This is a genomic window from Candidatus Desulfofervidus auxilii (assembly GCA_030262725.1).
Classification (GTDB): domain Bacteria; phylum Desulfobacterota; class Desulfofervidia; order Desulfofervidales; family Desulfofervidaceae; genus JAJSZS01.
In genome coordinates, this window is the sequence record JAJSZS010000016.1 from 25,198 (window position 1) to 45,162 (window position 19,965).

21 protein-coding genes are annotated in these 19,965 nt (G+C 32.4%); 15 read left to right on the plus strand and 6 right to left on the minus strand.

Annotated elements, in window-relative coordinates; translation table 11 throughout:
• Positions 1–2: 2 nt before the first annotated feature.
• The 13 genes from rpmE to LWW95_08995 all read left to right on the plus strand — a co-directional run bounded on the left by rpmE (position 3) and on the right by LWW95_08995 (position 11,651).
• A complete protein-coding gene (gene rpmE / locus LWW95_08935; GenBank protein ID MDL1957151.1) occupies positions 3–218 on the plus strand; it encodes a 50S ribosomal protein L31 in 216 nt (71 codons plus the stop codon).
• Positions 215–1,285, plus strand: coding sequence for a peptide chain release factor 1 (gene prfA, locus LWW95_08940; protein MDL1957152.1), 1,071 nt, complete (start codon positions 215–217; stop codon positions 1,283–1,285). Before rpmE ends, prfA begins: the two co-directional genes overlap by 4 nt.
• On the plus strand, positions 1,286–2,143 hold the full coding sequence (gene prmC, locus LWW95_08945; protein MDL1957153.1) for a peptide chain release factor N(5)-glutamine methyltransferase: 858 nt from the start codon (positions 1,286–1,288) through the stop codon (positions 2,141–2,143). It abuts the gene before it with no gap.
• Complete coding sequence (murA, locus tag LWW95_08950; GenBank protein ID MDL1957154.1) at positions 2,136–3,383, plus strand: UDP-N-acetylglucosamine 1-carboxyvinyltransferase; 1,248 nt, start codon at positions 2,136–2,138, stop codon at positions 3,381–3,383. The genes prmC and murA overlap by 8 nt, the downstream gene beginning before the upstream one ends.
• Complete coding sequence (locus LWW95_08955; GenBank protein MDL1957155.1) at positions 3,367–5,634, plus strand: ComEC/Rec2 family competence protein; 2,268 nt, start codon at positions 3,367–3,369, stop codon at positions 5,632–5,634. Before murA ends, LWW95_08955 begins: the two co-directional genes overlap by 17 nt.
• 90 nt (positions 5,635–5,724) lie before the next feature.
• Positions 5,725–6,576 carry a pantoate--beta-alanine ligase gene (gene panC, locus LWW95_08960; protein ID MDL1957156.1) on the plus strand — a complete coding sequence of 284 codons (852 nt, stop codon included), beginning with the start codon at positions 5,725–5,727 and terminating at the stop codon, positions 6,574–6,576.
• Positions 6,573–6,923 carry an aspartate 1-decarboxylase gene (locus tag LWW95_08965; GenBank protein ID MDL1957157.1) on the plus strand — a complete coding sequence of 117 codons (351 nt, stop codon included), beginning with the start codon at positions 6,573–6,575 and terminating at the stop codon, positions 6,921–6,923. The genes panC and LWW95_08965 overlap by 4 nt, the downstream gene beginning before the upstream one ends.
• Positions 6,920–7,549: a DUF502 domain-containing protein gene (locus LWW95_08970; GenBank protein ID MDL1957158.1), complete on the plus strand. Its 630-nt coding sequence runs from the start codon at positions 6,920–6,922 to the stop codon at positions 7,547–7,549. The genes LWW95_08965 and LWW95_08970 overlap by 4 nt, the downstream gene beginning before the upstream one ends.
• Positions 7,550–7,625: 76 nt before the next feature.
• The gene (gene metK, locus LWW95_08975; GenBank protein ID MDL1957159.1) at positions 7,626–8,789 is read left to right on the plus strand and encodes a methionine adenosyltransferase; all 1,164 of its coding nucleotides are present in this window, start codon (positions 7,626–7,628) and stop codon (positions 8,787–8,789) included.
• A gap of 2 nt (positions 8,790–8,791) precedes the next feature.
• On the plus strand, positions 8,792–10,048 hold the full coding sequence (gene ahcY, locus LWW95_08980; protein ID MDL1957160.1) for an adenosylhomocysteinase: 1,257 nt from the start codon (positions 8,792–8,794) through the stop codon (positions 10,046–10,048).
• Positions 10,048–10,686 (plus strand): MBL fold metallo-hydrolase, encoded by a 639-nt coding sequence (locus tag LWW95_08985; GenBank protein ID MDL1957161.1) that lies wholly within the window; start codon positions 10,048–10,050, stop codon positions 10,684–10,686. Before ahcY ends, LWW95_08985 begins: the two co-directional genes overlap by 1 nt.
• A gap of 45 nt (positions 10,687–10,731) precedes the next feature.
• Positions 10,732–11,334: a hypothetical protein gene (locus tag LWW95_08990; GenBank protein ID MDL1957162.1), complete on the plus strand. Its 603-nt coding sequence runs from the start codon at positions 10,732–10,734 to the stop codon at positions 11,332–11,334.
• Between the two features lie 158 nt (positions 11,335–11,492).
• Positions 11,493–11,651 carry a hypothetical protein gene (locus tag LWW95_08995; protein MDL1957163.1) on the plus strand — a complete coding sequence of 53 codons (159 nt, stop codon included), beginning with the start codon at positions 11,493–11,495 and terminating at the stop codon, positions 11,649–11,651.
• Here the strand turns inward: LWW95_08995 and LWW95_09000 are convergent, their stop codons facing one another.
• The gene (locus LWW95_09000) at positions 11,652–12,359 is read right to left on the minus strand and encodes a 5-formyltetrahydrofolate cyclo-ligase (GenBank protein ID MDL1957164.1); all 708 of its coding nucleotides are present in this window, start codon (positions 12,357–12,359) and stop codon (positions 11,652–11,654) included. It lies immediately after the preceding gene.
• Positions 12,360–12,399: 40 nt separating this feature from the next.
• Here LWW95_09000 and trpS point away from each other — a divergent pair, with 40 nt between their 5' ends.
• Complete coding sequence (trpS, locus tag LWW95_09005; GenBank protein ID MDL1957165.1) at positions 12,400–13,389, plus strand: tryptophan--tRNA ligase; 990 nt, start codon at positions 12,400–12,402, stop codon at positions 13,387–13,389.
• Here trpS and LWW95_09010 read toward each other — a convergent pair.
• The 5 genes from LWW95_09010 to LWW95_09030 all read right to left on the minus strand — a co-directional run bounded on the left by LWW95_09010 (position 13,386) and on the right by LWW95_09030 (position 18,897).
• Positions 13,386–14,042 carry a TrkA family potassium uptake protein gene (locus tag LWW95_09010; GenBank protein ID MDL1957166.1) on the minus strand — a complete coding sequence of 219 codons (657 nt, stop codon included), beginning with the start codon at positions 14,040–14,042 and terminating at the stop codon, positions 13,386–13,388. The genes trpS and LWW95_09010 overlap by 4 nt on opposite strands.
• Positions 14,043–14,051: 9 nt before the next feature.
• Entirely contained in the window at positions 14,052–15,386 is a 1,335-nt protein-coding gene (locus LWW95_09015) for a TrkH family potassium uptake protein (GenBank protein MDL1957167.1), read from the minus strand.
• Between the two features lie 6 nt (positions 15,387–15,392).
• Positions 15,393–16,775 carry a TrkH family potassium uptake protein gene (locus LWW95_09020; protein MDL1957168.1) on the minus strand — a complete coding sequence of 461 codons (1,383 nt, stop codon included), beginning with the start codon at positions 16,773–16,775 and terminating at the stop codon, positions 15,393–15,395.
• Positions 16,776–16,841: 66 nt separating this feature from the next.
• On the minus strand, positions 16,842–18,176 hold the full coding sequence (gene trkA, locus LWW95_09025) for a Trk system potassium transporter TrkA (GenBank protein ID MDL1957169.1): 1,335 nt from the start codon (positions 18,174–18,176) through the stop codon (positions 16,842–16,844).
• A gap of 25 nt (positions 18,177–18,201) precedes the next feature.
• On the minus strand, positions 18,202–18,897 hold the full coding sequence (locus tag LWW95_09030) for a zinc metallopeptidase (protein MDL1957170.1): 696 nt from the start codon (positions 18,895–18,897) through the stop codon (positions 18,202–18,204).
• Positions 18,898–19,261: 364 nt separating this feature from the next.
• Here LWW95_09030 and LWW95_09035 point away from each other — a divergent pair.
• On the plus strand, positions 19,262–19,965 hold a 704-nt coding region (locus tag LWW95_09035), incomplete at its 3' end, for a cytochrome C (GenBank protein MDL1957171.1).

A 19,965-nucleotide genomic window follows, 5' to 3' on the forward strand; every position in this document is an offset into this window, starting at 1 on the left:
ATATGAAAAAAGGTATTCATCCGAAGTATTATCGTACAAAAATTCGCTGTGCTTGTGGTTTTGAGCTAGAAGTTGGTTCTACTAAAAAAGATATTAAAGTAGAGATATGTGCTCGTTGTCATCCTTTTTTTACAGGAAAGGAAAAATTGATTGATGCAGCAGGTCAAATAGAAAAATTTAGAAGAAAATATGGAATTCCTGAAAAAGAAGAATCATGAAGGGTTTTTTGCAAAAATTAGATGAGATAGAAAAAAAATTTAAACACTTGGAGTCTGTTCTAGCAGATCCAAATGCTTTAAAAGATCCAGAGAGATATAAAAAGTATGCTAAGGAACATGCTGAATTAGCTCGTATTGTTCAAACTTATCAAGAATATAAAAAATTGGAAAAGGAATTGGAGGAGAGTAAAGAGCTTTTAAAAGAAAAGGATGAGGAATTAAAGGCATTAGCTAAAGAAGAGATTGCACGATTGAAAGAGAAAATAGCAGAAAAAGAAAAGGAACTTAAAATTTCACTTTTACCAAAGGATCCAAATGATGAGAAAAATATTATTTTAGAAATTAGAGCTGGCACTGGTGGTGAAGAGGCAGCCCTTTTTGCGGCTGAGCTTTTTAAAATGTATAGTAAATATGCGGAAAGAAAAGGTTGGCGTGTAGAGATTTTAAGTTCTCATTTTACAGGTCTTGGTGGTGTAAAGGAAATTATTGCTCTTATAGAAGGGAAAGGAGCATATAGTCGATTGAAATATGAAAGTGGTGTACATAGAGTTCAAAGAGTACCAGAAACAGAGTCTCAAGGTAGAATTCATACTTCAGCAGTGACAGTAGCTATTTTGCCTGAAGCAGAAGAAATAGATGTAACCATTGATCCAAAAGATTTAAAGATTGAAGTATTTAGAGCCTCTGGGCCAGGTGGACAACATGTCAATGTGACTGATTCAGCTGTAAGAATTACTCATATACCCACAGGTATAGTTGTGCAGTGTCAGGATGAGCGTTCACAACATAAAAATAAAGCAAAGGCAATGAAGATTTTAAGAGCACGTTTATTAGAAAAAAAGAGACAAGAACAAGAAGAACAGATTGCTAAAGAAAGAAGAAGTCAAATAGGTAGTGGTGATAGGAGTGAACGTATCCGTACATATAATTTTCCTCAAGGTCGTGTTACAGATCACCGTATTGGTTTAACTTTATATCGTTTAGAAGATGTTTTAGAGGGTAATTTAGATGAAATCATAGATGCCCTTGTTACTCATTATCAAGCAGAGGCCATTAAGGCCATGTAAATGGCAGAAGTCTGGACTATCAAAGATCTCCTTCAATGGACAACAGAATATTTTAAGAAAAAACAAATAGATGCCCCACATTTAACAGCAGAGCTTTTACTTGCCCATGTCCTAAATAAAGATAGGCTTTATCTTTATTTAAATTATGATCAACCACTTAATCAAAAAGAATTAAGTCTTTTTAAAAATTTAATAAAACGTCGTTTAAAACGTGAGCCATTAGCCTATATACTTGGGGAGCAAATCTTTTTCTCTCTTTCTTTTAAAGTAAATTCATCTGTTCTTATTCCAAGACCAGAGACAGAAAATTTAGTAGAAATAGCTTTAAAAATTATTCAAGAAAATTATAAAAAACCTATAATTTTAGATTGGGGTACAGGAAGTGGCGTTATTGCCATTTGTTTAGCCAAAAAAATTCCAAAAGCTACTATTTTTGGTATAGATATTTCTTTTTCTGCCTTAAATATTGCCAGAGAAAATGCCTATAGACATAAAGTAAAAGTTTTTTTTCTCCTTACAAAAAACTTCTGTTTTAAAGAAAAAACATTTGATGTAATTGTAAGTAATCCTCCTTATATAGAAACAGATACAATTCCTACTTTAGCACCAGAGATTCAATATGAACCAAGGGAAGCATTAGATGGAGGGAAGGATGGATTAAAATATATAAAATATCTTATTATTCATAGTCATATTTTTTTGAAAAAAAATGGCTGGCTTATTATGGAAATTGGCTATAATCAGGCAGAAGCAGTGAATAAAATTATATCGTCTAAAAATTGGTATTCACCTCTGTTTTTCAAAGATGATGCTGGACATAAAAGGGTAGTTGCGTTAAGAAAAAGAGGAGATGGCTAAATTTATTATTCAAGGTGGTAGACCATTAAAAGGTGAGGTAGTTATTAGTGGGGCTAAAAATGCTGCTTTACCTATGCTTACAGCCAGTCTTCTTACTAGAGAAAAAATAATATATCACTGTGTTCCTCAATTGATGGATATTTATACTATTAAAAAACTTCTTTCAAATTTAGGAGTAAGATTTTCCACTACAGAACCTCTTATAGCACATGCAGAAGAATTAAAAAGTCATTGTGCACCTTATGAATTAGTACGCACTATGAGAGCATCTATTTTGGTTTTGGGTCCTCTTTTAGCTCGTGAAGGTAAAGCTTATGTAAGTTTGCCTGGTGGATGCGCTATTGGTGCTAGACCTGTAGATCTACATTTAAGAGGTCTGAGTCAAATGGGGGCAGAGATTAAATTAGAAAAAGGCTATATTAATGCTAAAGTAAAACGTTTAAAAGGAACAGAGATTTATTTAGATGTACCTACTGTTACTGGTACAGAAAATTTGATGATGGCTGCTTGTTTAGCTAAAGGGGTGACAATTTTAAAAAATGCTGCTCGTGAGCCAGAAGTAGTAGCATTAGCACAAATGCTTAAAAAAATGGGGGCTGAAATAGAAGGAGAAGGTACAGACACTATTATTATTAAAGGTGTGGAAGGTTTAAATGGTACAGAATGTACAATCATTCCTGATAGGATAGAAGCAGGCACTTATATGGTTGCTGCTGCTATTACAGGTGGAGAAATTGTTCTTAAAAATTGTCGTTTAGAACACTTAGGGGCAGTAATAGGTAAGTTAAAAGAGGCAGGTGTAAAGTTCATTGAAGAAAATGATGTAATAAAGGTGAAAGCACCTGAAATTATTAAAAGTACAGATGTTACTACACTACCTTACCCTGGTTTCCCCACTGATATGCAAGCTCAATTTATGGCACTTATGTGTTTAGGTGATGGGGTAAGTGTTATTACTGAACGTATTTTTGAAAATCGTTTTATGCATGTGTTGGAATTAAAGCGTATGGGGGCTGATATAAAGATTGATGGTGCAAGTGCAATAGTAAGAGGAGTGTCAAAATTAATGGGTGCACCAGTTATGGCTACAGATTTAAGGGCAAGTGCATCTTTAATTTTAGCTGGTTTAGCAGCAGAAGGAGTTACAGAAGTTGACCGAATTTATCATTTGGATCGTGGTTATGAAAGAATGGAGATGAAATTAAAGGCTCTAGGGGCAGAGATTGAAAGGGTGGCTTAATAGTCATCCTTTAATCTTTTTTCTACCATTTTATTGTCTTGGTCTTATTATAGGAGGTAATTGGCCTTTTGTTAAATTGTTTTTATTTCTTTTTCTGTTTAATTCTATTCTTCTTTTCTTTTTTCGCTCTCGCTATATTTTAGCTATATTTTTTATTTTTCTTGGTACATTTTGGCAAAGTTTATTTTTTCAACCACCTCCTATTACCAAATTTGTTAATAAAAAAATAACTTTAAAAGGAAAAGTTATCCATATTATAGATAAAAAACGTTTTATTCTTGATGATATTTTTGTTAAAGAAAAGAAAATTAAGGGGAAAATTCTTTTAAAAATCTATCAAAATATAAATTTATCCCTTGGTCATATTATTGAAGTTAAAGGAAAATTAAAACTTATCAAATCTCCCAATAATCCTGGCACTTATGATTATGCTAGAGAATGGAAAAGAAAAGGAGTGTGGGTAAGGATTAATACAGGAAGAATAAATATTGTTGGTTATGAAAAGCCTTGGTTTTGGTCTTATATTTTGGAAAAATTTCGAAGAAAAATTAGAACATTTTTATTTAAACATCTTTCTCAACCTATTAGAGGCATATATTGTGCTTTGCTTTTAGGAGAAAAACAAAATCTTTTACCTCATATACGTGATATTTTTTCCTTTACTGGTACAAGCCATTTACTTGCCATTTCTGGTTTACACTTAGGTATGATTATGGGATTATTTTATACTCTTTTTTGGTATATTCTTTCTCGTTCAGAAAGATTGCTTTTATATTTTCAGCTAAAAAAGCTTTCTGCTTTTTTAGCCATTTTTCCTAGTTTCTTTTATGCTTCATTAGCCCACTTTTCCCCAGCTACAACTCGCTCTTTTTTTATGCTTTTATTGTTTTGGTGGCTTTATTTTAGCCGACGTTTAAAAAACACTTGGATTTTTCTAGTTACAGCCGCTTGGATTATGCTTTTATTTAATCCTACACTTATCTATTCTATCTCATTTCAACTTTCATTTATTGCTCTTGCTTCTATTCTTTATTTCATTCCCAAATTTTCAAAAACACATCATTGGTTAAAATCTGAAAAAAGATTATTGCATTATTTTATTCTTTGTTTTTATGGTAGCTTAGCTGCCTGGCTAGGAACATTGCCTATAGTAATGCATTATTTTGGTCATTTTTCCCTTATTGCTCCATTTTTAAATCTTATAGCTATCCCCTTAATAGGTTTTATTGTTCTGCCATTAGGTTTTCTCTCTCTTTTCTTTTTACCGTTTTCCGAAACTATTGCTTCTTTTTTTATAAAAATAGGTGGTTTGGCTTTAAAAATTTTAATTTTATTTTTACAAAAAATAGCAAATATACCAGGTACACATTTTTGGCTTTTTATACCCACATGGTTAGAAGTCATTTTTCTTTATATTCTTTTATTTAATTTTTTTCGTCCAAGATATTTAATCTTAACATTTATCAGTCTCTTTTTATTAGAAATGATTTTTTATTTTTCAGCTAAACCAAAAGGATTTGAAGTATCTTTTTTTGATGTTGGTGAAGGAACATCTATATTTCTATATTTTCCAAAAGGAAAGACAATGTTAATAGGTGGTGGAGGCTCTCGTTCAGATTATGATCCAGGCAGACATATTATTGCCAGAGCACTTTGGACAAAGAGAATCTACAAAATAGATTATCTTGTTTTACCTACACCACATTATCGTTATCTTAAAGGACTTAAATTTATAGCAAATCACTTTCACCCAAAAGTTCTTTGGATAAATGGCTTTAAAAGTATTGATAAAGATTATTTGGAATTAATAAATCTTTGTAAAAAGAAACATGTTTCTGTTATTTTTCCAAAAACACAAGAGATAGATGGTGTTAAGATAAAAATTCTTTATCCAAAAAAAGAAGCTGTTACATTAAAAGACAGTCTTTTTATCTATTGTATTTATAATAAAGTAAGTTTTTTATTTCCTTTTTACCTTAAAAGAAGAATCCTTAATCAATATACTTCAAAAATAGATGTGCTTTTAGCTCCAAATTTTGGGAATAAAAAGGCAAATTCTCTGAAATTTATTAATTTAGCTAAACCAAAATATGTAGTATTTTCAGGAAGATATCCAGATGAAGAAATTATAAAAAATTATATTATGGTTGGTAGTCAGATATTTATAACATCTAAACATGGTATGATTAGTTTTGTTACAGATGGAAAATATTTAAAAAATATAAAGCTTGACCGAAAAAACCTTATATGATAGCTTTTTAGTGGCTCGGATCCTATGGGACCGAGACCAGAAAAATAAGCCTTCTGGTCTTTGGTCCAGAAGGTGTTTTTGTTTTTGACCATGGAAGTTATTAAAGAAATTGAAGTTATGAATAAAAAGGCTGAAGAGTGGCGAAAAAATGGAAAGATTATTGCTTTTGTACCTACTATGGGTTATTTTCATGAAGGTCATTTAAGTCTTTTTAGAATAGCCCGCAAAAAAGGGGATATATTAGTAGTAAGTATCTTTGTTAATCCTATCCAATTTGGTCTAACTGAAGATTTTAAAAGTTATCCAAGAGATTTAGAAAGAGATAAATCTTTGGCAGAAAAAGAAAAAGTAGATGTTTTGTTTGTACCTTCAGAAAAAGATATGTATCCAGAAGGTTATCAAACATTCGTAGAGGTGACAAAGTTGACAAATCATCTTTGTGGTCTTTCTCGTCCTGGCCATTTTAAAGGAGTTACAACAGTAGTAGCTAAATTATTTAATATTGTTAAACCACACATTGCATTTTTTGGTTTTAAAGATTATCAGCAATATCTTGTTATAAAACGTATGGTAAAAGATTTAAATTTTTCTATTGAAATTGTAGGCTGCCCCATTGTGCGAGAACCAGATGGATTAGCTATGAGCTCTAGAAACACATATCTTACACCTGAACAGAGAAAATCAGCTCTAAGTTTATTTAAAGGTTTAAGACTTGCTCAAGAAATGATAGATAAAGGAGAGAGAAATGTTAAAGTGATTATAAATGCTGTTTCAAAACTTATTGAAAGTCATCCTTATACTGAAATAGATTATGTGAAAATTTGTGATCCAGAAACCTTAGAAGATTTAGATAAAATAGATAAAAAAGCCTTATTGGCATTGGCTGTTAAGATTGGAAAAGCTAGACTTATAGATAATACTTTGTTAGAGGTAAAGGAATGAGATTTATGTTAAAATCAAAAATTCATCGTGCTAAAGTAACTGATGCTAATCTTAATTATGAAGGAAGTCTTAGTATTGATACAGAACTTATGGCAGCAGCAGACCTTATTCCCTATGAGATGGTGTATGTTTATAACATTACAAATGGAGAAAGATTTTCTACTTATGTTTTACCTGGAAAAAAAGGAGAAATTTGTCTAAATGGTGCCGCTGCTCGTAAGGGTGCAAAAGGTGATATTATCATCATTACTGCTTATACACTTGTGGAGGAATCGCAATTAAAAATGTATAAGCCAAAACAGGTATTTTTGGATGAAAATAATGCCATTGTGAGAAAAGAAGGGTGAAAAAAATCAAAGATATCTTAAAGAGAAACTTTTTAGCAGGTCTTCTTGTCCTCCTTCCTATTTCTCTTACTGTTTATATTATTCTTTTTCTTCTTCGTACAATGGATAAAATACTTAAGTATCTTCCTCCTAAATATAACCCTGAAACATATCTTCCCTTTCGTATTCCTGGATTAGGATTTCTTTTTGTTATTGTTATTATTCTTCTCACAGGATTTTTAGCTAGAAATTATATTGGGAATAAACTTATTGAGTTATGGGAAAATATTGTTAATAAGATTCCATTTATTCGAGCAATTTATTTAGCGATCAAACAATTAATTGAGACGATATTTATGAAAGAAAAAGATTTTAATAGAGTTGTATTAGTGCAGTATCCAAGAAAAGGTATTTATGCTTTAGGATTCACTACTAGTCAGACAAAGGGTGAACCAGTAGAAAAGGTGCAAAAAAAATTAATAAATGTTTTTATGCCTACTACACCAAACCCTACTTCCGGATTCTATCTTCTTGTGCCAGAAGAAGAATTAATTTTTTTGGACATGAGTGTGGAGGAGGCATTTAAATTAATTATATCTGGTGGTATTGTTCATCCAGAAGAAAAATTTGAAAAGAAAAACAAGTAAAATGTAATTTTCTTCTATTGACATTTGTTCTAAGAAAAGGTTTATATAGCCAAATTTTCTGAGAAAGGAGTGAGAAATGGCTAAAGAATATCTTTTTACATCGGAATCTGTTACAGAAGGCCATCCTGATAAAGTAGCTGATCAAATTTCTGATGCCATTTTAGACGCTATTTTAGCCCATGATAAAAATGCAAGAGTAGCTTGTGAAACTTTAGTTACAACAGGACTTGTATTTATTTCAGGAGAAATCACTACTACTTGTTATGTTGAAATACCAGAAGTAGTACGTCAAACTATAAAGGAAATTGGTTATACAAGTTCAGAAATGGGATTTGATTGGGAGACTTGCGGTATTATTACAAGCATTGATCGCCAATCTCCTGACATTGCCATGGGTGTTAACCGTAGTGAAAAGTTAGAAGAAATTGGTGCTGGTGATCAAGGAATGATGTTTGGTTATGCCTGTACAGAAACAGATGTTTTAATGCCTATGCCCATTTATTATGCCCATCGTCTTGCAAAAAGGCTTGCTGAGGCGAGGAAGAAAAAGATTTTAGATTTTTTAAGACCAGATGGAAAAACTCAAGTAACCTTAAAATATATAGATGGAAAGCCTGTTGAAGTAATAGCAGTAGTAATTGCTGCCCAACATGAGCCATGGGTAAAATATAATGTATTAAAAGAAGGCATTATTGAAGAGGTTATCCATTACATTATTCCTGAAGAAATGAGGTCTAAAAATATGAAATATTACATAAATACAACCGGACGTTTTGTTGTAGGAGGTCCTCTTGCTGATACGGGCACGACAGGACGAAAGATTATTGTTGATACTTATGGTGGGATGTCTAGACATGGTGGTGGTTGTTTCTCTGGTAAAGATCCTTCTAAAGTGGATCGAAGTGGAAATTATATGGCAAGATATGTTGCAAAAAATATTGTAGCAGCAGGTATTGCTACAAAATGTGAAATTCAAATAGCTTATACAATCGGTCGACCAAAGCCTGTTTCTATTATGGTAGATACTCACGGTACTGGTATTATTCCAGATAAAGAGATTGAAAAATTGATTGAAAAGGTTTTTGATTTGCGTCCTGGTATGATTATAAAACATCTAGATTTATTAAGACCTATTTACAAACAAACAGCTGTTTATGGCCATTTTGGAAGAAAAAATCCTGATTTTACCTGGGAAAAAACAGACATGGTAGATGTTTTAAGAAAAGAAGTAGGGAGGTAGAGATGGACTATCATATAAAAGACATAGCATTAGCAGAAGAAGGGCAATTACGTATTGAATGGGCAGAAAAGACTATGCCTGTATTAAGGCTTATTAGAAAAAGATTTGAAAAAGAAAAACCTTTATCAGGTTTAAAAATTGGCGCTTGTTTGCATGTTACTACTGAGACTGCTAATTTAGTAAGGACATTAAAAGCAGGTGGAGCAGAAATAGCTCTATGTGCTTCAAATCCATTAAGTACTCAAGATGATGTAGCAGCTGCTTTAGTAAAATATGATGAAATTCCAGTCTTTGCTATTAAAGGTGAGGATAGAGATACTTATTATCAACATATTGAAGCTGTTTTATCCTTTTCCCCAATTGTTACTATGGATGATGGGGCTGATTTAATTTCAACCATTCATAATAAACATAGGGAAATGTTAAATAAAATTATAGGTGGGACAGAAGAGACTACTACAGGTGTCATTCGATTAAGGAGTATGGCTAAAGAAGGAGTATTAGGTTATCCAGTAATTGCTGTAAATGATGCTATGACAAAACATCTTTTTGATAATCGTTATGGTACAGGTCAAAGTACTATAGATGGTATTTTGCGTGCTACAAATCGTCTTCTTGCAGGCTCTGTGTTTGTAGTATGTGGTTATGGATGGTGTGGGCGTGGTGTAGCTATGCGAGCAAGAGGTATGGGAGCAAAAGTGATTATTACTGAAGTAGACCCTCTTAGAGCACTTGAAGCAGTTATGGATGGTTATCAAGTGATGCCTATGATAGAAGCTGCTAAGATAGGCGATATCTTTGTTACTGTTACAGGTGACATTAATGTTATAAGAAGAGAGCATTTTCTTCTTATGAAAGATGGCGCTATTCTTGCTAATGCAGGTCATTTTGATGTAGAAATTGAAAAAGAGGCATTAAATGAGATGGCTAAAAATGTTCGTAAAATAAGAGAATTTGTAGAAGAATATGTTTTAGAAGATAATCGTCGACTTTACTTACTTGGTGAAGGACGTCTTGTCAATTTAGTAGCTGCTGAAGGGCACCCTTCTTCTGTCATGGATATGAGTTTTGCTAATCAGGCTTTAACTGCCGAATATTTAAAAAAAGAAGGAGATAAATTAGAGAAAAAAGTCTATTCTGTGCCAGAGTATATAGATAAAGAAGTAGCTCGTTTAAAATTAAAAAGTATGGGTATCACAATAGATACGCTCACTCCAGAACAGGAGAAATATCTTTCTTCTTGGGAAATGGGTACTTAATGTCAGAATTAATCATTAAACAATTAATAGTAGGTCCACTTCAAGTTTGTTGTTATTTTGTAGGCTGTTCTAAGACAAAAGAAATTATAATTATTGATCCAGGTGGAGACGAGGATTTTATCATAGAAACCATTGAGACATTAAAATTAAAGCCAATAATGATTGTTAATACTCATGCCCACCCTGATCATACAGCAGGAAATCGTGCTCTTAAACAAATCTTTAATCTTCCAATTGCCATGCATGAAGCTGATGGAGGAAGTTTTTTAAGTCAGATAAGTCTCTTTTTAGGAAGTATGTTTGGTGCCCCTTCTCCTTCACCAGATATCCTTTTAAAGGATGAGGATGAAATTAAAATTGGAAAAATAAACTTAAAAATAATTCATACCCCTGGACACACGCCTGGAAGCATTTGTCTTTATTATCCTGGACATATTTTTACTGGGGATACACTTTTTGTTGGAGCAGTAGGTAGAACTGATTTACCAGGAGGTTCTTGGGAAACATTAATAAATTCTATTAAAACAAAACTTTTTACCTTACCTGAAGATACCATTGTTTGGCCTGGCCATAATTATGGTGAAAAACCACATTCTACTATTGGTGAAGAAAAAAAATTTAATCCCTTCTTAAAATAATAGAACAATTTATTTAAGCAAGTCGATATTTAAAAACAAGCCTTTATGAAAAGTAAGATTTTTTTAGTGATATTTTTCTTATTTTTTTCAGTAGGTATTTGGGCAGAAGAGTATAAAAATACAACTATTATGGAAAAATTGAGTGTGATTAAAGATACTGTATACCAAGATTATAAGAATTATTTTACAGGCAATGGTTTAGGGATTAGTTTAATAATAGCTGGTGTACTGGCTAATACCTCCATAGATAGAGAAATTCAGGAGTGGTATCAAAATTCATTACGAAGTAATGACACTGATAATTTTTCAAAAATAATAAAACCTCTTGGGGATGGAAGAAAAACTATTCCTGTGTATTTGGGAACAGCTTTACTTGGAGAAATATTTAAAAACACAAAATTGCTTTCAATAACAGCCGAATGGGGGAGAAAGTCAACAAGAGCAATTCTAACAGGTGTATTTCCAATGTTATTTTTCCAAAGAGCTTTGGGAGCCTCACGTCCAGAAGAAAATGATTCCCATTGGCGCATCTGTGAAGATAATAATGGTGTAAGTGGACACAGCTTTATGGGAGCCATTCCTCTTTCAGGTGGTATTGGGTTGGTACATGGCGTATCTAGCAGCAACGAGTGTAGATATGACAGATAAAAAGATGAAAAAAATAATTATGCCTATAAGTCCTATTGGGATCAAAAATGGTCTAGGAATAAGGATCATCTTTAGATTTTAGATGCCAAATTTAACAAAACAAACCAATCAAACAGGTCGATATTAGAGATAGAGAATTTTTTCAATAAGGACTTTTTGTGAAAAATAAAACTGTATTTCAACACTATTTAAATGAGCTTCATGTTTATTGCCGATTGCGTAATATTGGTTTGCCAAAAGGGATAGCAAAGGCTCTTGCTAAAAGGTTGAGTCCTAAATTTTTTTATACAAAAAATCGGAAAAAAGAAAAAAAATAATTACTTTCTTTTACTTAATTCCCACAATGGACGCATACGATGAATTTGTTTTTGAGAAAGCTTTTCCCAAAAGATTCTTTTTGGTTTGTCTAAAGGCACCTTAACTTTAATGACTTGACTTGGTGTAATAATATAATCTATAGGAACATCTACCATATTTTTTGGCAATGTATTAAGTATTTGTTCATCATGCACTATTGTAATAACAGGAGTGTTTTCATCAATACAACCTAATTCTCTTAATATAGCATATTCTATGTCAAAAAAACCTGCTCCTTTACCCAAACGTTTTCCATCAATACTTACTGCTACTGCTCCTGTAATTAAAAGGTCAATATGACCAATGGCATTCTTTCTAGTTGGAAGCCTTTTACCATATTGTTTTACACCATATGTTTGAATGGCTTTATTCCAAAATTTTCTAGGTATATCTTTTGGTTTTAAAATATAAAAACCATCAGAAAGTCCTGGAGTAGCCATAATTAAAATTTTTCCATCCATAAGAGCATTAAATCTCACTTCCTTTTGTGCCTCATCTGGAGGTACCATAATAGTTTTACTTTTTTGATAAATTAAAAGATGACGCAACCTTTCTGCTGCTTTTCCTTGTCCTTTAAATGGAGGAATACGATGGAACGGTGCCTTTGAAATATTTTTTTCTAATAACAATTGCCATATTTGATAACGTATTTTTTCCTTTTCTTTCATACTTGACACATTAAATCATTTATGTTTTTAAACGCCAAGTATGATAGCACAGAAAAAAAGAGTTTTAAGTGGAATGCGTCCTACTGGAAAAATTCATCTAGGTAATCTCCATGGTGCCTTAGCCAATTGGAAGCAATTACAAGAAGAATATGAATGCTATTTTTTTATTGCTGATTGGCATGCTTTAACAAGCGAATATCAAAATCCTCAAAAAATTAAAGAATATGTTTGGGAAATGATTATAGATTGGCTAAGTATTGGTCTAAATCCAGAAAAGGCAACTATTTTTATTCAATCAAAAGTGCCAGAACACACTGAATTACATCTTATTTTTTCTATGATTACTCCTTTGCCTTGGTTAGAAAGGAATCCTACTTATAAGGAACAAAAGCAAGAATTAGTGGAAAAAGATTTAAATACTTATGGTTTTCTTGGCTATCCTGTACTTCAGGCAGCAGATATTTTGATTTATAAAGCACATTTAGTACCAGTGGGAATGGATCAACTACCTCATATAGAATTAACAAGAGAGATTGCTCGTCGTTTTAACTATTTATATCGTGAAGTTTTTCCAATACCAGAACCTTTATTGACTGAAGTACCAAAGTTATTAGGTATTGATGGTCGAAAAATGAGTAAAAGTTATAATAATGCTATTTTTATCTCTGATCCTCCCAATGTTTTAAAAGAGAAAGTAAGACAAATGTTTACTGATCAATCTCGCTTACGTCGCTCTGATCCTGGTCATCCAGAAATTTGTAATGTATTTTCTATACATAAGCTTTATAGTTCATCAGAGATAGTAAATCAGATTGAGACAGACTGCAGAAGAGCAAAAATTGGATGTGTAGATTGTAAGCAAATCTTGGCAAAAAGTTTAATTCAGGGTTTAGAGCCATATCAGGAAAAAAGGCAATATTATAAGTCACATTTATCAGAAGTAAAAGAAACTGTTATTGCTGGTATTGAAAAAGCTCGTACTATTGCTAGAGCTACTTTAGAAGAAGCAAAAGCAGTAGTAGGGATTTAACCTTTTAATTTTTTTATCCTTTCTATATCTTCAATCCGTCCAATTAAAACTAAAATATCACCTTCCTTTATTTTAAATTCAGGAGAAATTAAAGAAAAAACCTGCTCTGATCCAGCTTCCCTCACGGCAATGACCTGAACACCATAACGACGTCGCACATCAAGCTCTCCCAAATTTTTACCAATAAATGCTTTTGGTGCAGCTATTTCTATTACTTGGTACTCTTGCGATAATGGCAAATAATCAAGTACATTTGGAGTATCCAAACTAGCAGCTAATTTGATAGCAATTTCTCTTTCTGGAAATACAACTTTAGTGGCACCTACAAGCTCAAGAATTTTTTGATGGTCTTCATTTACTGCTTTAACAATAATCTGTTTTACTTCCATTTCTTTTAAATAAAGGGTTAAAAGAATACTAGCACTAAGATTTTCTCCCAAACTAATTATAGCAAGGTCAATATTATTTAATCCCAAATTTTCTAACAATTCTCTATCTGTACAATCAGCTACAATTGCCTGTGTTGTATATTCTTGAGCTTTTTGAACTAAGTCTTTCCTTTGATCAATGGCAATAACTTCATGCCCTCTTTCAAAAAGGGCTTTGGCAACATGGCGTCCAAAAATACCTAAGCCAAAAATAGCAATACGCATGATATTCCCTTATCCAATCATAACGTTTTCTTCTGCATATTGGTAGCGTTTAGCTACTTCTTTTATTTTTACAAAATGTACAACAGTAAGTGGCCCTACTCTACCAATAAACATAAGGCACATAATGATAATTTTCCCCCATGCATTCAAATTAGGAGTAACACCAGTAGTCAGTCCCACTGTTCCAAGGGCAGAAATTGTTTCAAATAAATATGAAATTAAAATACCTTCTTTATGAGGTATGCCGTAACTTTGAGTTAAAATAAGCAATATTGTAGAAAAAAATATTAAACAACAAGATAATCCAAAAAGCACAATTGCTCTATAAACTGTTTCATCTGGAAGTGTGCGAGAAAATACATGAACTTTCTCTCTCCCCATAATTTTATTAACAATGAAACTGATAAATACAGCAAAAGTAATTGTTTTTATGCCACCCCCACAAGAACCAGGAGAAGCACCAATAAACATCAATAACATCAATAACATAAGGGTAGCATCAGTTAAAGAGGCAATAGGGAGGCTATTAAAACCAGCTGTTCTAGGAGTAACGGCTTGAAAAAAAGCATTTAAAAATTTTTGAGAGAGAGAAAGTCCTTTTAAAGTATTTGTATTTTCAAAATAAAATAAAGAAATGGTGCTAATAATTATTAAATAAAATATAGTTGCAAGAGTAAGTTTTGTATGAAGAGAAAGACGTGTCTTTTTTCCTCTTAAACGGAAACCACATTCAGCAACAACTAAAAATCCTACACCCCCAAGAATAAATAAACAGGCTATTGTAAGTAAGACAACATAATCTGTGCAGAAAGACTCAAGACTTGTAGAAAATAAAGAAAAACCTGCATTGCAAAAAGCAGATATAGCATGAAATATTCCATAAAATATAGCCTTTTGCCAAGGGAAAATATTTTTCCAATGAAATGCTAAAATAATGCTTCCAACAAGTTCTGTAATTAAAGTAAAAATAACAACATCTTTTACTAAAGAAAAAATGTCTTTTGTTGGAGAATGGGTCAAGGTATCTTGAAGTACTAAACGACCTTTAAAAGAAGGCGATTTACCCAAAAGCAATAAAATGACAGTAGAAAAAGTCATCAATCCCAATCCTCCTAATTGAATAAGACACAAAATAATGACATGCCCCAAAAATGTAAATTTTGTTCCTGTATCCACTACTATTAATCCAGTTACACAAACAGCTGAAGTAGCTGTAAAGATGGCATCTAAATAAGAAATTGAACCATAATGAGAGAAAGGTAAAAAAAGAAGGAAAGAACCAATTACAATTAAAATAATAAAAGAGAAAGCTAAGATAGTTGGTGGAGAGAGATTTTTAAACATTTTAGATTATTTTCTCCAAAATTCTAGGGTAAATAATACAAGGATTGTATAAATCTCTAATCTACCTAAAATCATGCAAAAAATGAGCAACCATTTACCTAAACAGGGAATAAACTCATAATTTTGAGCAGGTCCTACTATCCCTAAGCCTGGACCAACATTACCTAATGTAGCAGCTACAGCACTAATAGAACTCATGAAATCCATGCCCAAAGTAGCAAGTAGGATAGAAAAAATAATAAACAATACTATGTATAATACAAAAAAACCTATTACACCATTTATAACATCTAAAGGAACAATCTTTTTCCCTAATTTTGTTTGATGTACAACATGGGGATGGATGATTCTAAGCAATTCTTGATAACTATGTTTTAATAATAATAAAATACGTACACATTTTATTCCTCCTCCTGTAGAACCTGCAGAACCTCCTATAAACATACAAATTAATAAAATAATCTTAGAAAGAGTAGGCCATTTATCAAAATCTGTTGTAGTATATCCGGTAGTAGTAATGATAGAGCAAACTTGAAAGATACTATAACGGAATGAAGTTAAAATACCATTAAATTGTTTATATATGTTAAGACAAATTATAAAAGTAAAGATGCCTATTATAGATATAAAAAATTTAAGTTCTGGGTCTTTTAAAACATCTTTTATATTTCCCTTTAAAATCCGATAATGAAGGGAAAAATTTATACCAGCCAAAAGCATAAAAAAGGTAATAACATAATGAAGGTATGCACTTTGAAAATAACCAATACTTATGTTTTTTGTAGAAAATCCACCTGTAGCCATAGTAGTAAAAGTATGGCAAAATGCATCAAAAAGTTTCATTCCGCCAATTTTTAATAAAAATACTTCAATAGCAGAAATTAATACATAAACTTTCCATAAAACTTTTGCTGTTTCAGAAATTCTAGGTCTTAATTTATCTACTACTAAGATAGGAGCTTCTGCTTTATAAAGCTGCATACCTCCTATACCTAAGAATGGAAGGATAGCTATAGAAAGGACAATAATCCCCATACCTCCCAACCATTGAGTTAAACTTCGCCAAAATAAAATGCTTTGAGGTAAAGATTCTATATCTGTTAAAACACTTGCTCCTGTTGTAGTAAAACCAGAAATAGATTCAAAAACAGCATTTGTGAAATTATCAAAAACTTTAGCAAATATGTATGGAAGAGCACCAAAGATGCCTGCAGCCATCCAACCAAATGCAACAATAGCTATACCTTCACGATGGGAGAGTTTATTACTCTTTTTTCTAAATATAAAATAAAGAGATAAACCAAAAAAAATAGTTATTAAAATGGATTTTATAAAAGCGAAATGGACTCCATCTTGATAAAAGATAGAGATAAACAAAGGGGCTATCATAGCAAGCCCGATAAGGGAAATAATAACACCAATAGAGTGAAGTGTATAAGAAAACCTCAATTTACTTTAATGCCAAATTTTTTCTACTTTAGAAACAGCTTCAGTGCTAGAAAAAATGATTACTCTATCTCCAGGTAATATTACAGTCTCACCACTAGGGATAATAACCTCCTTTCCTCTAACAATAGCACCTACAATACTATCTTTTGGAAATTTTAATTTCCTTAAAGGTTTTTCAATCATATCTGAAACAGATGTAGTTATCACCTCTACAGCCTGTAAGTCTTCTCCTAAAGGCATTACTGAAAGCACCTTCCTTTGAAACATACGTTTAAGTAAAGCACTAATAACAGACAAAGCAGGACTTACCGTAATATCTAAACCAATAGCTGAGACTAAAGGTAAATAGCTGGTTTTATTTATACGTGTTAATACCCTTTTTACCCCTAATGCTTTGGCTAAAAGTGAAATCAATACATTTTGATCTTCTTGTCCAGTTACTGTAATTACATAATCAGTATCTTCAATGTTTTCTTCTTTTAACAAACTTAAATCAGTGCCATCTCCTTCTAAAATAGTTGTTTTGTCTAATTTTTCTGCTAAATAAGCGCAACATTTTGGATCCTTTTCAATAATTTTCGTTTTAATACCTCTTTTTTCCAATTCATAAGCCAAATTTTCCCCTACATTACCTCCTCCTACAATAAGGACATTGGTTACAGGTTTTATCTCCTTTCCAAATAACTCTAATATCTTAGTGGATTCTTCACCTTTACTTATTACATAAACCAAATCACCTAATTTTATCTCATCCTCACCTCTAGGGATAATTAGACGTCCATTGCGAATAATAGCAACAATAAGAAAGTTATAAGATAATTCCTTTCCTAAATTTTTTAATTTTATCCCAATAGGGCTGAATGCATCTGCCTTAATCCCAATAATCCTTACCAATCCACCTATAAAATCAACCACATCCGATGCTCCTGGAAATTCTATCAATTTTAAAATCGTTTTTACAATTTCTAATTCAGGATTTAAAACCAGATCTATATTTAAAAAATGACGGCTAAAAAATTTTTCGTATTTAACAAACTCTTGGTTTCTTATCCTTGCCACTTTAATAACAGATGGAGAAAAAAAGTTTGAAAGAAGACAAGCTACTATATTAGTTTCATCACTATCTGTAACAGCAATCAACATATCTGCTGATTTAATTCCAGCAATTTCTAAAACACTAGGATCACTTCCTGAACCTTGAATAGTAGCTACATCTAAATATTCAGAAATATACTTAATTTTCTCTGGATTTCTTTCGACAATTACAATATCATTTTGTCCACTTAATTTGTTGGCAATATGATAACCTACTTCTCCGGCACCTATAACAATAATATTCATTTAAAAAATTGATAATTTAAGGTATTTAATCTTCGCGGTTACCAAGTAAGCCTGCCCTGATTAAAAAGTAAAGTAGTTGTAAGATGGAAGCCAGTGCAGCAGCAATATAGGTCATTGCTGCTGCAGTTAATACTTGTCTTGCACCTCCAATTTCCTCTTCTCTTAATAATGCTGTTTCTCTGATAGCTACAAGAGCACGACGGCTAGCATCAAATTCAACAGGTAAAGTAACTAATTGGAAAAGTACTGCTCCAGAAAAGAATAAAATACCAAGTTTAATTAAGGACATAGCATGCATGATAAAGCCAATAAAAAGGAGAGGCCAAGCAAGATTAGATCCAATCATTGTTATTGGAACAAGAGCAGTACGTAATTTTAAAGGAGCATATCCAAGTGCATGTTGTAGAGCATGTCCAGCTTCATGGCAAGCAATACCCACAGCGGCTATTGTACGGCTATTATAAACTTCAGGTGATAATCTAAGTGTTTTATTTTGAGGGTCATAATGGTCAGTTAAAAAGCCATGACTCATTTCAATTTGAACATCATATATACCTTGTCTTTCCAACATATAAGCAGCTGCTTCTGCTCCAGTGATTCCTCGGGTATTTGGTATGTGGCTATATTTTGCATAGGCACTTTTCACCCAAATTTGTGCAATTAATGATAAAATAAAAGCTGGTGCTAAAAGCAAAAAATATAAAGGATCAAAAAATAACATTTTCTCACCCCTATTATAAATATTTTTTAAATTTTTAACCAAGGTTAAGCTTAAAGTCAAGGGAAGGGTAGTGTCCCAAAATCCGCGATTGATTTTTGTTAAAAAAGACATTTGGGAAAAAAGATGAATCCCTTTGGCATTTGTCTCTCACAGTGTTTTATAAACTCCAAGTTTACTTTAGATCTTGTGAGTGTGTTTTCGCCTTTTAGGTGAAAGGCATTTTTTCAAAATCGCTTTATTATAGCACACTTACGGGGTTTCTTGTAGGACAAACAAGGATTTGAGGGAAAAAATTTTTCTTGACAAAGACAAAAAATAAATTTAGAATAATTTTTTAAAAAAAGAAATTAAAAAGGAGAGAAACATGCAGGCAAAAATTACAGTGATAAGTATAAGTATTTTTATAGTATTATTCCTTTTAAATTCGGCCATAGCCGGAGAAGTCTGTATTTCTTGTCATAAAACAGTTACTCCAGGATTGGTAAAGGATTGGCAGACAAGTAAGCATCGTGAAATGGATGTCACTTGCTCTATTTGTCATGGGGAAAAACACAATAGTCGCAAAAATGTAAATTTGGCTCAATTACCTGATGAACATGTTTGTGCTCAATGCCATGAGACCCAATTCAATCAATTTATTAAAGGAAAACATAATCGGGGTTGGACTGCCTTGAATGCCATGCCTGTTACCCATTTGGAGCCTGATGAATTGATGGAAGGAGGAAGAGGTTGTGGAGGCTGTCATAATATGGGTATTAAAAGTGAAGAGCAGAAGAAGGAATTACATGCAAAAGGTTATCGTTATCAAAACAATTCTTGTGATGAGTGTCATACGAGACATAGTTTTTCTAAAAAAGAGGCATTAGATCCCCATGCCTGTCAGCAATGCCACATGGGTTATGACCATCCCCAATGGGAGATGTGGAGCAGTAGTAAGCATGGTGCTCGCTGGTTTGCCAAAGAGGCAGGAGGACTTTCAAAAGATGCACCTGCTCCCAAGTGTCAAGATTGTCATTTACCTAATGGCACTCATACCAATAGGACTGCCTGGGGATTTTTAGGAGTGAG